13 protein-coding genes are annotated in these 14,634 nt (G+C 41.6%); 3 read left to right on the top strand and 10 right to left on the bottom strand.

The features are described 5' to 3' along the window. Position 1 precedes the first annotated feature (1 nt). Positions 2-571 (bottom strand): hypothetical protein, encoded by a 570-nt coding sequence (locus tag EOD41_RS07515; RefSeq protein WP_127704163.1) that lies wholly within the window; start codon positions 569-571, stop codon positions 2-4. Between the two features lie 83 nt (positions 572-654). On the opposite strand from EOD41_RS07515, the gene EOD41_RS07510 reads away from it, so the two are divergent. Further along, positions 655-3,819, top strand: coding sequence for an ATP-dependent helicase (locus EOD41_RS07510; RefSeq protein WP_127704162.1), 3,165 nt, complete (start codon positions 655-657; stop codon positions 3,817-3,819). A gap of 62 nt (positions 3,820-3,881) precedes the next feature. Next, complete coding sequence (locus EOD41_RS07505; RefSeq protein ID WP_127704161.1) at positions 3,882-5,354, top strand: rhomboid family intramembrane serine protease; 1,473 nt, start codon at positions 3,882-3,884, stop codon at positions 5,352-5,354. A gap of 6 nt (positions 5,355-5,360) precedes the next feature. On the opposite strand, the gene EOD41_RS07500 is transcribed toward EOD41_RS07505, so the two are convergent. The 8 genes from EOD41_RS07500 to rplM form a co-directional block, all read right to left on the bottom strand. After that, positions 5,361-7,115 carry an ABC transporter ATP-binding protein gene (locus tag EOD41_RS07500; RefSeq protein ID WP_127704160.1) on the bottom strand — a complete coding sequence of 585 codons (1,755 nt, stop codon included), beginning with the start codon at positions 7,113-7,115 and terminating at the stop codon, positions 5,361-5,363. Positions 7,116-7,186: 71 nt separating this feature from the next. Further along, positions 7,187-7,750: a ribosome recycling factor gene (frr, locus tag EOD41_RS07495; protein WP_127704159.1), complete on the bottom strand. Its 564-nt coding sequence runs from the start codon at positions 7,748-7,750 to the stop codon at positions 7,187-7,189. A gap of 104 nt (positions 7,751-7,854) precedes the next feature. Further along, positions 7,855-8,559, bottom strand: coding sequence for a UMP kinase (pyrH, locus tag EOD41_RS07490; protein WP_127704158.1), 705 nt, complete (start codon positions 8,557-8,559; stop codon positions 7,855-7,857). Between the two features lie 25 nt (positions 8,560-8,584). Beyond that, positions 8,585-9,712: an N-acetylglucosamine-6-phosphate deacetylase gene (gene nagA / locus EOD41_RS07485; protein WP_127704157.1), complete on the bottom strand. Its 1,128-nt coding sequence runs from the start codon at positions 9,710-9,712 to the stop codon at positions 8,585-8,587. Between the two features lie 145 nt (positions 9,713-9,857). After that, positions 9,858-10,709: a translation elongation factor Ts gene (gene tsf, locus EOD41_RS07480; protein ID WP_127704156.1), complete on the bottom strand. Its 852-nt coding sequence runs from the start codon at positions 10,707-10,709 to the stop codon at positions 9,858-9,860. A 96-nt stretch (positions 10,710-10,805) separates the two neighbouring features. Further along, complete coding sequence (rpsB, locus tag EOD41_RS07475; RefSeq protein ID WP_127704155.1) at positions 10,806-11,663, bottom strand: 30S ribosomal protein S2; 858 nt, start codon at positions 11,661-11,663, stop codon at positions 10,806-10,808. Positions 11,664-11,684: 21 nt separating this feature from the next. Continuing rightward, on the bottom strand, positions 11,685-12,071 hold the full coding sequence (rpsI, locus tag EOD41_RS07470; protein ID WP_127704154.1) for a 30S ribosomal protein S9: 387 nt from the start codon (positions 12,069-12,071) through the stop codon (positions 11,685-11,687). A 26-nt stretch (positions 12,072-12,097) separates the two neighbouring features. Then, on the bottom strand, positions 12,098-12,535 hold the full coding sequence (gene rplM, locus EOD41_RS07465; RefSeq protein WP_127704153.1) for a 50S ribosomal protein L13: 438 nt from the start codon (positions 12,533-12,535) through the stop codon (positions 12,098-12,100). A gap of 275 nt (positions 12,536-12,810) precedes the next feature. Between rplM and EOD41_RS07460 the strand changes: the two genes are divergently transcribed. Beyond that, a complete protein-coding gene (locus tag EOD41_RS07460) occupies positions 12,811-13,263 on the top strand; it encodes a hypothetical protein (protein ID WP_127704152.1) in 453 nt (150 codons plus the stop codon). A gap of 739 nt (positions 13,264-14,002) precedes the next feature. Here EOD41_RS07460 and EOD41_RS07455 read toward each other — a convergent pair. Continuing rightward, positions 14,003-14,551 carry a hypothetical protein gene (locus tag EOD41_RS07455; RefSeq protein WP_127704151.1) on the bottom strand — a complete coding sequence of 183 codons (549 nt, stop codon included), beginning with the start codon at positions 14,549-14,551 and terminating at the stop codon, positions 14,003-14,005. Positions 14,552-14,634 lie beyond the last annotated feature (83 nt).

Here is a 14,634-nt window from a genome sequence, read left to right as displayed (position 1 = left end):
ATTAAAAATTATTATCGTTAAGGAAGCCTTTTTCCTTAAGTAGTTTAAGGATATGTTTACCCTCAGCTTCGTCAATGCCATCAGCAAATTTTATGGTTTGCATACCGTAATCAAAAACAATTGTACCGCTGCTGGTGCCGCCAAAAAACAATGGTTTAAAACCAAACGGAAACAACTGATTTATAGGATTGTCGGACACCCTGAAAGATTTGCATTCGGTGATATAATAGGATTTAGGTTTATTAAACAACATCCCTTTTTTGGCGATGTTAAGGGAATCTTTCTGCACGCTAATTACTTCTTTACCGGCAATAAACCACCACAATACCCGGCCTACAAAAAAACCGGGTACAGCCCAAAATAGAGGAAATATAATGAACAATGGAAACGGTAAATCATCAGGCGTTGAAAAAATAAAGCTAACTAACATAATAATTCCGCCAATTGCCCAACCTGTAAACCAAAACCCGAAGATGAACAAGAAGAAATAATTTCGTTTAGGGGGTATGCTTATCTCTGCATATCCGGGCGTAGTTTCAATTACTGCACGCCCGTTGTAAGGTAATTCCATATTGGTGTTAAATATCATTCATATATATCGCTTTACAAAAAATTTTGGCATTTCAAGGGCTGCATTTAGTAACTTTACTTCTTATGCAGATCCCTCCTATCAATAAATATAACGCAAAATTTCAGGAAGCTTTAGCCACCTTAAACGATGAGCAGCTGGCCGCCGTTAACAAAATGGATGGCCCGGTGCTGGTGGTTGCAGGGCCGGGAACAGGTAAAACACAGATACTTGCTGCACGTATCGGCAAAATACTTACCGAGACCGACGCGCAACCCAACGAGATACTTTGCCTTACTTATACCGATGCCGGCGCGGTGGCTATGCGCAAGCGTTTGTTCGACTTCATCGGGCCGGATGCTTACCGGGTGAACATATATACCTTCCACGCTTTTTGTAACGAGGTGATACAGGAAAACCTCGAGTACTTTGGTAAGCTGAGCCTTGATGCCTTGTCTGATCTGGAATCGGCACAATTGTTTCGCGAACTGGTTGACGAGTTTCCAAATGATCATGCACTGAAACGTTTCACAGGCGATATTTACTATGATGCACCACGTCTTAAAGCTTTGTTTTCGGCCATGAAACGTGAAAGCTGGGATGAAGAGTTAATTAACCGGTCTGTTAAGGAGTATATTGAAGATTTGCCGAACCGTGAAGAATACATCTACAAACGGGCAAATCCATCTAAAGGTATCCGCATTGGCGACCCAAAGCAAAAGGAAATTGACGAGGTTACCGATAAGATGAATAAGTTGCTGGCTGCCGTAGGCGAATACAAGCGCTATAACGCCAAAATGAAGCAGCTTAACCGATATGATTATGACGACATGATCATTTGGGTGCTAAAAGCCTTTCAGGAAAACGAAGACATTTTACGCCGTTACCAGGAACGCTATCAATACATTCTGGTTGATGAGTTTCAGGATACAAGCGGTTCGCAAAATAAGCTCCTTAAATTTTTGCTCAATTATTGGGATACCCCTAACGTGTTTGTGGTTGGCGACGATGACCAGTCGATCTTTAAGTTTCAGGGCGCCAACATGGAGAATATCACCTCCTTCGCCAGGGATTATGTCGAATCGTTATACACTGTGGTGCTGAAACATAACTATCGTTCAAATCAGCATATACTGGATACCTCAAAAGCGCTTATCAACAAAAATAAACAGCGGCTTACGGCGGCGTTAAACCTTGACAAAGACCTACGTGCTTCACATCCGCGGTTTAGTGAGGTAATGGTTGAGCCGACCGTCCGTGAATACGAGAATCCGAACAAGGAATTGGTGGATGTTGCCCGCATCATTAAAAAACTTTTGGAGAGTGGGGCACCGGCAGGCGAAATAGCGGTTATTTACCGCAACCATGCGCAGGTTGAAGACCTGATACATTACCTTGATACGCAAAAGATAGCTGTTAATACCAAAAGAAAGATCGATATTTTGCGCCTACCTTTTGGTGAAAAGATCATTAACATACTGCGTTATCTCAGCATGGAACTTGATTCGCCTTACAGCGGCGACGAACTGTTATTTGAGATTATGCACTATGATTTCTTTAACATTCCGCCAATTGAAGTTGCTAAGGCCAGCATCGCGGTAGCAAAAGCAAATTATAGCACATTAAGCGGCGACGAGCCTAAAACTTCGCTACGCCGTTACATCAGCGAGATGCGTACACCGGCGCAACCGGGCTTATTCGATAATGTGCAGAACGTAGAAATGAAGTTCCTGATCAGTAATATCGATTACCTTTTAAGGGATTCTGTAAGCCTTACACTTCAGCAATTGTTTCAGCAGGTTATCGCCAAAATGGGTATCCTTCGCTATGTAATGCTTCAGCCTGATAAGGGCGCTTACATGCAGATATTGACTGCCTTTTTCGACTTTATAAAAGAAGAAACCCGTAAAGAGCCCGAACTGACACTTTCAGGACTGATCGGCATTATCGCCATGATGAAAGAGCACGGTATCCGGCTCGACCTGAACCAGGTGATCTACTCAGATAACGGTATAAACTTTTTAACCGCACATGGTTCTAAAGGACTGGAGTTTGAGCATGTTTTCTTTATTGGCTGCGACAGGAACACATGGGACAAAAAAGGCCGCAACAACAGCTTTTCATACCCTGATACTTTAACCGGGGGTGGTGAGGACGACATCGCGCAACGTGAGGAAGCACGCCGCCTTTTTTACGTGGCTATAACGCGTGCGAAACAATGCTTAAATATCTCATACGCCCGAAAAGACAAAAAAGACAAAGACCAGGAAGCCTCAATGTTTGTAGGCGAGATACTGGCCGAAACGCACCTGCAGGTAACTTATCCGCAAGTAAGCAGCGACGATATGGTTGAATTTATGGCAACACAGTTCAGTGAAGCGGATAAACCGACGGTTGAACTGCTGGACAGGAACTATATCGATATGTTACTGCAGAACTACACCCTTTCGGTAACGCATCTAAATAATTTCCTTGATTGTCCGCTTAAGTTTTACTTCCAGTGTTTGATCAGGGTTCCGCAGGGTAAAAGTCCGGCGGCTACCTTTGGGCAGGCAGTGCATTGGGCGCTCAACCGTGCTTTCCGGAAGCTAAAGGAGAACAACGATGAGTTTATACCTACCGAGGAATTTATGCGTGAGTTCCGCTGGTATATGTACCGTAACCGCGATTCGTTCACTAAAACCGATTTCAAACTCAGGGTTGATTACGGCGAAAAAATTCTTCCTGTTTATTATGAGCAGAATGTACCTGTCTGGAATAAAATTGCCGTTACCGAACGCACCATCCGGAACATTGAAATTGAAGGCGTGCCGATAAAAGGTAATCTCGACAAAATTGAATTTGAAGGCAAACAGGTAACCGTTGTTGATTACAAAACCGGAAAGCTAAAAAACGCTAAGGATAAGCTACAGCCACCTACAAATGCTAATCCTAACGGTGGCGATTACTGGCGTCAGGCGGTATTTTATAAGATACTGGTTGATAACGACCGCACCAACGACTGGCAGGTTGTTAATACGGTTTTTGAGTTTGTTGAGCCAGTAAAAGAAGGTGAATACCACAAAGAAAAGGTAACCATTTCACCTGCCGACGTAGCTGAAGTTACCGGGCAGATCACCGCTGTTTACCAAAAAATTATGGCACATGATTTCGCAACAGGCTGCGGTAAAAAAGAATGTGACTGGTGTCACTTTGTAAAAAGCAATTTTCGGCAGATAGGCGATGTAATGCAGGTGGAAGAGGAAGAATAACACATCCTGTTTTTATTTAAATTACTTAACTCATATATTAGGCGAAAATCTTATCACCTAATATGGCTTTTGGTTTTTCCCCTAAACATGAAGTTGAAATTCAACTAAACGGCTTTAACCAGCGCCGTTATATTGCAATTGCATTAATTGCTGCAGAACAACTTAAATGGAATGTTAACTATCTAAGCAATAATGGCTTAATAGCTTATACCAGAAAGTCACTTTTTACATGGAACTCAGAGTTTAAATTTACTGTGAAGGATGACACCGCAGTCATCTCCAGTGAAAGTACAGGCTCTGAAATTTTTGATTGGGGAAAAAACAAAAAAAAGGTAGAAGCATTTTTGGATACATATGATCAGCTACAATCATCAATCACCGAGGAACAAATTGAGCAAAAGCTTGCTGAAGTTGCCGATATAATTGTAGCTGACAGTGAAGATATTTTAATAGCCCCTCCCAAAACCTCAGGCGAAAAATTAAAGGGAGTACTATCATTATTTATCCCAAAGGGCAATTATTTTATTACACCCATACTTATTAATCTGAATATATTAATATTCATTTTAATGACTATTACGGGAATAAATATCATTGAGCCGGATACCCAAAGTTTGCTTAAATGGGGTGCTAATTTTAAGCCGCTTACCCTTGGGGGAGAATGGTGGCGGTTACTTACCAGCACATTCATACATATTGGTATCATCCACCTGCTGCTTAACATGTATGCGCTATTGTATATAGGCATGTTGCTTGAGCGTTATTTAGGTAAATTACGATTTGCGATAGCTTATTTGATAACCGGAATATTTGCCAGCTTAACCAGTTTATGGTGGCATAACTTTACTGTTAGCGCCGGCGCCTCTGGAGCTATATTTGGTTTATATGGTGTTTTCCTGGCAATGTTAACAACAAATTTTATTGATAAAAATGTCCGCAAGGAAATGTTATCAAGCATTGGCATTTTTGTTTTTTACAATCTTGTTTATGGTATAAAGGCGGGCATCGATAATGCTGCCCATATAGGAGGCTTATTAAGTGGCATACTGGTAGGCTACTCACTCTATCCGAGTATTATAAATAACACAAATTTAAAACTTAAACATTTGATTCTATCAGGCTTAATAATAATTACCCTTGGTGTAAGCGCAGTGATTATTAACAAGATGCCGAATACCACAGTGTCATATGATGCGATGATGGCACAGTTTACTCAAAATGAGAAAATTGCTATTGATGTATTAAATACTGCCAAGGGAAAATCTGATCAGCAAATAGCAGATGGCTTAAAAGAACAAGGGCTTACAAACTGGAATAAAAACCTCGCGTTATTAAAAGAAACCAAAAAACTTGACCTTCCTGACGTTTTAAAAGAGCGCATAGATATATTAACAAGGTATTGCGAACTGAGGGTTAAAGCTTATACGTTTATGATAAAATCTCTTGAAGAAAAAACGCTTGATTATGATCCTATAATTGACTCATGCAATACTGCCATTAATCAAATTATCACTGAGAGCCAAAATCAACAGTAACGAGCTTTACGCATCTACCACATCTTTCTCTCCAATCTGCTGACGCCACATGGCATAGTATAAACCCTTTTGCAGCAGCAGGTCGATATGTTTGCCCGATTCAATGATCCGGCCTTTCTCCAACACATATATCCTGTCGGCATGCATGATGGTTGACAGGCGGTGCGCTATTAATATAGTAATATGCTCATTAGCGGTTGATACATCCCTGATGGTTTCTGTGATCTCTTCCTCGGTAAGCGAGTCAAGTGCCGAGGTAGCTTCATCAAAAACCAAAATATCCGGTCGGCGCAGCAGGGCACGTGCAATAGATAAGCGTTGCTTTTCACCACCTGAAACCTTTACGCCGCCCTCGCCTATCACGGTATCTAATCCTTTATCTGCACGTGCCAGCAGGCTTTGACATGCGGCACGGTGCAGGACATGCATACACTCTTCATCAGTAGCGTCCGGCCTTACAAACAGCAGATTTTCACGGATAGTACCCGAAAATAGCTGTGTATCCTGTGTTACAAACCCAATACGTTCGCGCAGCTTATCAAGGTCAATATCTTTACTTAATATCTTGTTGTATAAAATATCCCCTTCAAGCGGCTGATAAAGGCCTACAAGCAGTTTTACCAATGTAGTTTTACCCGAACCCGACGGACCAACAAAGGCGATGGTTTCACCTGTATTTGTTTCAAAGCTGATATGATTTAATGCATTACGATTGGCAGTTAAGTGTTTAAAGCTAACGTCCTCAAAAGTAAGATTGGTTACTTTTTCAAGCAGTACAGGCTTTTCAGGCTTTACTTCGATAGGTGTGTTTAATATCCGGTTAAAGTTTCCTAATGATACCTCGGCTTCACGCCACGAAAGGATGACATTCCCTAACTCCTGTAAGGGGTTAAACAAAAAAAATGAATAGAAAAGGAAGGTAAAGTAATTGCCCGGAGAAATGTTTCCCTTGAAAATAAGCAACAGTAATATCACCACCATGCTGCTGCGTACAAGGTTAACTGTTGTCCCCTGCACAAAACTCATACTGCGTACAAACTTTACTTTCTTAAGTTCAAGGTCAAGTATCTTATAAGTAGTTTTATTAAGACGCTCTATTTCCTGATTGGCAAGGCCAAGGCTTTTTACCAGTTCGATATTACGTAACGACTCGGTAGTTGAGCCAGCCAACGCTGTGGTTTCACCAACAATGCTTTTCTGGATACGCTTTATACGCTTGCTCATTTGGGCGCTTATTATGGCGATAACAGGTATTGAGGCAAAGTAAACAATAGTAACCTGGTAACTTACCGTTGCCGAATACACGATGACGAACACCATACCCACCAGGCTCACAAATAATATACTGATGAACGAGGTGATAAACTTCTCCATGTCAAGGCGCACCTTTTGCAGTATACCCAGTGTTTCGCCGCTGCGCTGATCTTCAAACACCTGGTAGGGCATTTGCAAAGAATGCCTTAACCCATCCGAATACATTTCGGCACCCGTTTTTTGTACAATAATGCTGGTAAAATAATCCTGAAAGTTTTTAGCTATACGCGATACCATGGCCACACCAACGGCATAACCTACCAGCTTAAGGATGTTAGCAAGGTATTCGTTATAAGTTAGCTGTGATCTCTTTTCAATCACCTCATCAACTATACGGCCTGTGATAAGCGGGTCGAGCAAAGAAAAGCCGATATTTATAGCTGCCAGAAGCAGCGCCAGCCCAACCACCCATTTATGTTTTGATAAGTATTTAAGAAGCAGTTTCATAAGCCTGCAAAAATAAACAAGGGAATGTGCAATGCGCTCATTCCCTTGTAATTTGACATTAATTTGGTTAATTAAACTGTCATGATATCTTTTTCTTTTGCTTCAGATAGCTGGTCAGCTTTAGCTATGTAGCTATCGGTCAGTTTCTGAACTTCACCTTCGCCTGTTTTGATCTCATCTTCAGATACGCCTTCAGACTTCAATTTCTTGATCTTTTCGTTAGCGTCTTTACGAATGTTACGGATAGCAATTTTACCGCTTTCAACCTCACCTTTGGCTTTTTTAACTAACTCGCGGCGGCGCTCTTCGGTAAGCGGCGGAACATTGATACGAATGATCACGCCATCGTTCATTGGATTAACGCCCAGGTTAGCGTCTTTAATAGCTTTTTCTATCGGGCCTAATAACGATTTTTCCCAAGGCTGTACCACAATTGTACGTGCGTCAGGAGTATTTACGTTACCTACCTGGCTAAGCGGTGTTGGCGAGCCGTAATAGTCAACGGTAAGATCGTCAAGCATTGAAGGGCTTGCCTTACCTGCGCGTATCTTGGTTAATTCATTATCAGTATGCTCAATAGCTTTTTCCATTAAAGCCTTTGCATCGTTTATTTGCTTTTTAATGAGTTCGCTCATTTTAAAAAATTTTCGACAAAAATAGTAAACCTCTCCTAAATCCTCCCCAAAGGAGAGGACTTTATTTACTCCCTCTCCTTTGGGGAGGGCCGGGATTATTGTAATTATCTTACTATGGTACCCACATGCTCGCCATTGGCAAGTTTCATGAAGTTACCCGGCTCGTTCATGTCAAATACAATAATCGGCAATTTGTTTTCACGGCATAAAGTAATAGCGGTCATGTCCATCACGTTCAGGCCTTTGTCATACACTTCCTGGAAAGAAATCTCGTCGTAACGGGTAGCGGTTGGGTCTTTCTCCGGATCGGCGGTGTAAATACCGTCCACACGGGTACCTTTCATTACCACATCGGCCTTTATTTCGATAGCACGTAATGAAGCCGCGGTATCAGTAGTAAAATAAGGATTACCGGTACCTGCGCCAAATATTACTATCTTCCCGGTGTGCAGATGTGTCATGGCACGACGGCGTATGTACGGCTCGCAAATCTGCTCCATTTTAATAGCCGACTGCAAACGGGTTTCCAAGCCTAAATCTTCAAGGGCGCTTTGCATAGCCATACAGTTGATCACTGTTGCCAGCATACCCATGTAGTCGGCCTGGGCACGCTCCATACCTGATTTCTCGGCGCTTAATCCGCGGAAAATATTTCCGCCTCCAATTACAATAGCTACTTCAATACCGGCATCAACAACTTTTTTTATGTCCTCGGCATATTGCTGCACGCGGTTGTTATCAATACCATACTGCTTTTCGCCCATCAGCGATTCGCCGCTCAGTTTTAGTAAGATCCTGTTGTACTTCATTAAAGAGATGTTTTATAAAGAGTTGTCAGTTAATTTTTCTTTTTGGTTTTACGATCTCACCCTGCAAAACGACGCCTTCGACTGTAAACTTATCATTAAAAATCAGTAAATCCGCATCAAACCCCTGTTCAATTTGTCCTTTTTTGTTAAAACCTGCAAGTTCAGCGGGATACAATGATGCCATATTCACAGCCTCGGCCAGTTCAATTCCCACGTGTTGCACACAATTTTTTACCGCTTTGAGCATAGTTAAAGCCGAACCCGAGAGAATACCGTGACTTTCGTAATGATCTTGCACAAACTTATGCGGATACAAGCCTTCGGTAGTTTCGGTTACGGCATCCGTAATCAAAAACAATTTATTACCCAACTCGTGTTTGGCAAGCGCGATCATCGGATAGCTTACATGTATGCCATCGGCAACAATGCTGGTAAACGGCTTTTTATTAAATATTGCAGGAATGATGCCCGGAGCACGGTGATGCATTTGCGGCATAGCGTTGTACAGATGCGTAGCGGCAGGTATACGCTCGTCGAAAAAGTTTAGCGCCTGTTCATAGCTTGCGTCGGTATGGCCTGCAGAGATAATGATATTTTGTTTGTGCAAATAATCAATCACTTCAGCATCCTGCAATTCAGGCGCAATGGTAATCATTTTGATTATGCCTTTGCCGCGTTCAACCCAGGCCTTTACCTCAGTTAACGTTGCTTTTTTAATAAATTTTTCGGGGTGCGCGCCTTTGCGTTTGGTGTTGAGATATGGGCCTTCTATGTGTAAACCCAGGAAGTTTCCTTTAGCCTTAAGCTGATAACTACGGGCAGCATCAATAGCCGCTTCAATTATAGCGTCGCTGTTTGTAGCAACCGTTGCAAAAAAGCCGGTTGTGCCTTCGGTAAGCAAACTGGTTTCCATTTGCGCAAGCGCATCTTCAGATGGCGAACCGCTGAACAGCTTTCCTCCTGCGCCATATATCTGCAGGTCTATTAGTCCCGGTGCAAGGTAGCTGCCGTTAAGGTTTATCTTTTCGGCTTCCGCCGGAATATCTGCTTCATCAATAACCGCTTTAATACTTTTACCTTCAATTAATATCGCCTTGCCGGAGTGTATCACTCCGCATGTTATCAGCTGAAGGTTATATAATGCAGTTATCATAATCTGATGTCATGTCGAACTTAATTCGGCATCTATCATGTAAGCTTTAGCGTGTATAAAGGGATGCTGAAACAAGTTCAGCATGACGCTTTCAAAAATAAAATGTCAAAAAAAATCCCCGCCTTTCGGCGAGGATTAAATAAAATTAAGCTCCTAAAGCAACCCGCTTAAAGGCGGTTACTGTTAAGCCCTTTTCAACAGTTGCCAGGAACTGTGAAATATTTTTTGAAGGATCCTTCACAAACTCTTGATTTAACAATGTCGACTCTTTGTAGAATTTGTTCAGTTTACCTGCGGCGATCTTTTCAACCATATCCTCAGGTTTGCCTTCAGCACGGATTTGCTCTTTCGCGATAGCAAGCTCACGCTCAATAGTAGTAGCGTCAACGCCATCTTTATCAATAGCTACAGGGTTCATCGCAGCAATTTGCATAGCTACGTCTTTACCTGCTTCTTCAGCGCCTTCAGCGTTTGCACTTAAAGCAACCAGTACGCCCAAACGGAAGTTACCGTGGATGTAACCAATAACTTTTTCGCCTTCAACAACTTCATATTTGGAAACACCGATCTTCTCACCGATTTTACCGGTTTTGTCGGTAATAGCATCAGCGATAGAGATACGTGAAGTTTCGGTATCAATTTCAAGTTGAGTAAGCTCTTCAATAGTTTTCGGAGTTTTTTCAACTGCTGCATTCGCGATAGCGTTTGCAAAAGCGATGAACTCTGCGTTTTTAGCAACAAAGTCGGTTTCGCAGTTAAGCTCGATAACTACACCTTTTTTGCCATCGGCAGAAGCGCGTGCAATAACAACACCTTCGTTCGACTCACGGTCCTGACGGCTTGCTGCAACTTTAGCGCCTTTTTTTCTTAAGTAATCAATAGCAGCTTCAAAATCACCATTGGTTTCAGTTAAAGCTTTTTTGCAATCCATCATACCGGCGCCTGTTTGCTGGCGCAGTCTGTTTACGTCGGCTGCAGAAATTTGTACTGTAGACATGTCTTAAATAAGTTATAGTGTGAGTAGTGAGTTGTGAGTAGTGAATAATGAGTTTAAAAACAACTCACCACTCACTGCCCACCATTCACTCAAATATTATTCTTCTGAACCTTCAGCAGCAGGAGTTTCAGTTTCGGCAGAAGCTTCTGCTTCGGCAGTTACTCTTCTCCTTTTACCACCTTCGGCCTGTGCGCCTTCGGCAGGTGCTGTATCAGCTTTTGCTTTTGCAGCAGCAGCTTCTTTTTCAGCTTCGTCTTCCTTCTCGCGTTTGCGCTCGTCTAAACCTTCTTCAATTGCTTTGATGATGATCGAAGTGATTAAAGAGATTGATTTAGTAGCGTCATCGTTAGCCGGGATAGGGAAATCGATGTTTGACGGATCAGAATTGGTATCAACCATTGCAAAGGTTGGTATGTTAAGTTTTAACGCCTCTGAAACCGCGATATGCTCTTTTTTAACGTCGATTAAGAAAAGCGCTGCAGGCAAACGGTTAAGGTCGGCAATACCGCCTAACAAAGTTTCCAGTTTGATACGCTCACGCTGAATCATCAGCCTTTCTTTTTTCGACAGGTTGCTGTAAGTACCGTCTTTAGTCAGTTTGTCGATGTTCGACATCTTTTTGATCGACTTGCGTACGGTAGCAAAGTTAGTTAACATACCGCCTAACCAACGCTCGGTTACGTAAGGCATGTTTACAGTTTTCGCCTGCTCAGCTACGATATCTTTTGCTTGTTTCTTGGTAGCAACAAACAAAACTTTACGTCCTGATTTTACAATTTGTTTTATAGCCGAAGCGGCTTCTTCAACCTTTACTAAGGTTTTGTTAAGATCGATAATGTGGATACCATTACGCTCCATGAAAATGTACTGAGCCATTTTCGGGTCCCATTTGCGGGTAAGGTGGCCAAAGTGTACACCTGCATCCAGTAAATCCTGATATGTTGTTCTTGCCATTGTTGAGTCCTCCTTAAAATATTAACGTTTACTGAATTGGAATCTTTTCCTTGCTTTCCTGCGTCCCGGTTTCTTACGCTCAACCATACGGTCGTCACGTGTCATTAAACCTTTAGCGCGTAATGCAGGTTTCTTATCAGCATCAAGCTCAACAATAGCTTTAGCGATAGCTAAACGAACGGCTTCTGCCTGTCCTTTAACGCCGCCGCCTGCTACGTTTACCTGTACATCATACTGGCCCGCTACACCCGCAACCTCTGATGATTGGTTTACGATGTATTGCAAAGGCAATGTAGGGAAGTACTCTTTATAATCTTTACCGTTAACGGTGATGTTGCCGTTACCCTCGCTTAAATAAATGCGGGCAACTGCTGTTTTTCTTCTGCCTGAAGTGTTAGTTGTTGGCATTTTCTTTCTCCTTTGAAATTAAAAAGTTAAATGGTTTTAGGGTTTTGAGCGGCATGCGGATGCTCGGCGCCTGCGTAAACATGCAGGTTGCCAAATAATGCTTTGCCCAAACGATTTTTAGGTAGCATACCACGAACGGCTTTTTCAATTACGCGCTCAGGGTGCTTTGCCATTAACTCCTTAGGAGAAATGAAACGCTGACCACCTGGGTAACCAGTGTAAGAAACATATTGCTTGTCGCTGTATTTGTTTCCGGTCAGTTTTACCTTGTCTGCATTAATAACGATAACGTTATCACCGCAGTCTACGTTTGGGGTAAAGCTTGGCTTGTTTTTTCCTCTGATAATCATAGCGATTTTAGAAGACAAGCGCCCCAAAATCTCGCCTTCCGCGTCAACAACAACCCACTCCTTGTTAACGGTTTTTTTGTTGGCCGAGACAGTTTTGTAACTTAACGTATTCACTTGCTTAAAATTAAATTAATTAAACGTTTATTATACCCCGTAATTTCGGGACTGCAAAGATACGCTTTTATGCGTGATTGTCAAATGCTTTTTGCGAATAGTTTGGTTATATAAAATGCTTGCTTTTAAACTGATGCTGACGGTTAAAACGCTTAAACGACCAAGTTGCAACAATTGTGAATTGAAACATTTAAAAAATTATGTAAAAAAATATGTAGATAGGCAACCTTTCTTACCACTAAATCGTTTAACCAAATATTAAAACCAATTTAATTATGAAAAAAAACCAAAACCTCTTCCGCCCATGGGCCGTTCTATTCTTGGCATTAACTTTATTTTTGTCAACTACAGCTGTTCAAGCCGACGTTAACCCGGTTAAAAAAAAGGTCCATCTTTCACCATTTGCGTATCCGGGTTATAAAGTTTATTCCACTTTGTCGAGTGACAATAGTCAAATAACCCTGCATTTGTTTTTCGAAACCGGACCTGGTAGCCTAATACCTGCTCCTGCACCTACTACCTTAGGAGTTACGTTGTATCTTATAGCACCTGGTGGTGGTACTACTTCTTTTTACGCGCCATTTGTAGAGGGTTATACCACTATAACTCATCCTACAGGTTTGCCAAGTCATTTGCCGGGATATACTTACCGCATTGCAGCAGTAACCCCAACTTCTGCCAATTCATACCCGATATTTTTTGACTACCTTACATACAACGTTAATTAATAACTTCTTTGGTAAAACTATTAAACGGCGCCTCATCCAGGGCGCCGTTTCAATCGGACTGTTGTTTCTCTGTTGGGTCTTTAGAAACCCATTTAAGTTGAGTGATTAATCATCAGATTAAGAGTAATGTTAGAATATCTGTATTGATATCGATAATTTTATTCAGCCATGTTTCTGGTATTTGTACCCTGCAACGCTTTAACCGGTTTGCATTTTCGATTTGAGGTAGATATTTAATTGATTTCCGGAATCTGATTGTTTCCGGTATTAATATCAAGTAACAAAACGGTATCAATTTTTAGATTAGGAGATGCGACAGTACACACATAGACATCGGGCCCATTTAGTGCGTTTAGCAGCAACATTTTTCTCGCCACATGAAAAACAATGCAATTACACTGCGAACTGAGTCGTCAAATATTTCCTCGGGCCTCTTTCATTATCGCCGTATTCAACTCAGTTATAATTTGCATCGTTACAGTCGGTTCCTTATCAGGTTTAACATAGCTCCACAACAAGAAGCCCACAATGCAGTAACCATTGCAAGTGTAACAAAAATGAGTATAGGCAAAAGATTTTTCATTCTGTCTTTTTATACCACTCTGCTACAAAAAGTAACCTTATTGAAAGTTAAAAAGCAGTTTCCCTGCTCATCTTTTCCGGCAGCTCCCGCTTTTCACTCATACGCCTGCAGGCCTTAAGCACTGGCCGGTATCCGTTTCAATCGGGTTTATGATGATTACTTTGAGGCAATTTTTAACAGCTCATTTAATTCAGGATATTTTACGCCAACTTCTATCGCTTCATAAACAGGGGAAATAGTTTCATCCCCCACCATATAAAACTGCAATCCCGAAGTTTTTCCGGTTTGATAAATAAGGGGCTTACCATTAGCCGGCTTGATAATGTAGGTAGTAAAATAAAAAGTGGTTTTTACATGTAGGTTTTCACCGGGGCTAGTCTGAAGACTGTCTAACCGTATCTCGTTTAGCCCGGATAGCGTATCTACTGGTATTGCGGTTGATATCTGATAAATCACCAGTTTGTTTTTTCCTTTGCGCTCCCACCTCATCACGTTATGCTTTCCTTCCTGATAACGTTTGAATTTAAACGCTGAAAAATTCATCCGGGCATACTTAGTAAAATGATTGAAGTTAATATGCCTGTTGTAATCTATATGCCCGTCATATATTATCTCTCTATCCTTTTTAATATCAGCGGCAAGGCTTGGTATCGGTGCTTTTTGTTGTGGAAGCATCCACATTAACATCAAAATAAAAATGCTCATCACTCCTAAAATAATGATTATATACAATTTTTTTCAAAAAATCTCAATACACTAAGTCCCCATTTTCCGGGTGCCTAAATTCA

Origin of the sequence: Mucilaginibacter limnophilus (genome assembly GCF_004005815.1) — a bacterium.
Lineage (GTDB): Bacteria > Bacteroidota > Bacteroidia > Sphingobacteriales > Sphingobacteriaceae > Mucilaginibacter > Mucilaginibacter limnophilus.
This window is presented reverse-complemented; position numbering and strand designations above follow the sequence as displayed.